The organism is Arthrobacter sp. HMSC06H05, from assembly GCF_001807395.1.
In the GTDB taxonomy this organism is placed as follows: domain Bacteria; phylum Actinomycetota; class Actinomycetes; order Actinomycetales; family Micrococcaceae; genus Pseudoglutamicibacter; species Pseudoglutamicibacter albus.
Window position 1 is genome coordinate 1 of sequence record NZ_KV788981.1, and the last position, 1,430, is coordinate 1,430.

At 56.1% G+C, this 1,430-nt stretch carries 1 protein-coding gene; it reads left to right on the forward strand.

All coding sequences use genetic code 11. The features are described 5' to 3' along the window. Positions 1-102 precede the first annotated feature (102 nt). Positions 103-1,359, forward strand: a complete 1,257-nt coding sequence (locus tag HMPREF3160_RS04990; protein WP_176744705.1) for an integrase catalytic domain-containing protein — start codon at positions 103-105, stop codon at positions 1,357-1,359. Positions 1,360-1,430 lie beyond the last annotated feature (71 nt).

The following is a 1,430-nucleotide window of genomic DNA, read 5'->3' on the forward strand; positions in this document are numbered from 1 at the left end:
CGGCGTACCTTACATATATTGATCGCGTAGCTACAGTCGTGCCTCACATACTTTGAGCGCGTACTCCTACGCTGAACAAGTATGAACAAGGGTGTGGTCTCAATGTCGACACGTATCGAAGTCACCAAACAACTCAAACGGGCTTACAAAACCGCGACGAGGTCCGAGAAGTCTGTGATTCTGGATCAGTTCTGCGCAACCACCGGGCTGTCCCGAGTATCAGCCAGACGGTATCTCACCAGCCCACACCTGGGCGTGAAGAATGTGACGAAAGTTGATCGTCGTCGGCATCGCCCGACGAAGTACTCGGCAGCCTCGAAACGGGTGCTGGTGTGGCTGTGGCGGGTCATGATGTACCCGTGCGGGAAATACATGTGTCAGATGCTCCCCGAATGGATCAGCCGGCTTGAAGCACATGGCGAACTCAGCCACGGTGAACACGACTACACGCCTGCGGTACGTGCCGAACTGCTTGAGATGTCTGCCGCGACGATCGACCGATATTTACGAGAGCACCGGCAGTCACTGGAGTTGAAAGGGATCTCTGCCACCCGTTCTGGCGCGCTGTTACGCACCTCGATCATGATCCGGAAAGCCGGCGACGAGGCAGAGCATGAGCCCGGCTTTCTGGAGTGTGACACGGTCGCGCACTGCGGCCCCACACTGAAAGGTGAATTCGCCAGAACTTTGACCGCCACTTGTGTGCAGACGGGATGGACCCACCTGGAAGTGTTACGGAATAACGCACGTGTACACATGCTCGCCGCCCTCACCCGCATGGAAGCTGCGTTACCGTTTGATATTGCTGGGCTCGACTGCGATAACGGGTCGGAGTTCATCAACGACCAAGTGATCGAGTGGGCAGGTGACCGGAAGATCTTCTTCACAAGAGCCAGGCCTTACAAGAAGAATGATCAAGCCCTCGTCGAGTCAAAGAACAACCATATTGTCCGTAAATACGGTTTCTACTACCGTTACGACACCCCAGATGAGCGGGACGTGCTGACACTGTTATGGCAGGCAGTGATGCTGAAGATGAACTTCTTCACCCCCACCAAGAAACCTGTCGGTTGGAGCGTGGACGGGCAGGGGCGTAGACGGCGCGTGTATGACGACCCGAAGACCCCGTACCAGCGTCTGCTCGACTCTGGGCTGCTCTCTGTAGCTCAAGAACGAGCGCTGCGGGCGCAGTACGCGAAGCTCAACCCGGTCGAACTCACGCGTGACATTGTCCGGTATCAGGACATGCTCATCACCAAAGCCAGTTGGAAGACTGAGGTCCTCACAGCTGAGGTCGAAGACGCGAAACAGAACCGACGGAAACGACAAACCGGTGGGGTGAAACTCCATACTGCCTAAGCAGGGCTACGCGATCAATCTCTGTGAGGCACGATTAGGGCTACGCGATCAACTTGACATGAGGCACTACG

Bases quoted from the DNA above. Each gene is read 5' to 3' on its own strand.
- HMPREF3160_RS04990 (WP_176744705.1), top strand. From the start codon at position 103: ATGTCGACACGTATCGAAGTCACCAAACAACTCAAACGGGCTTACAAA.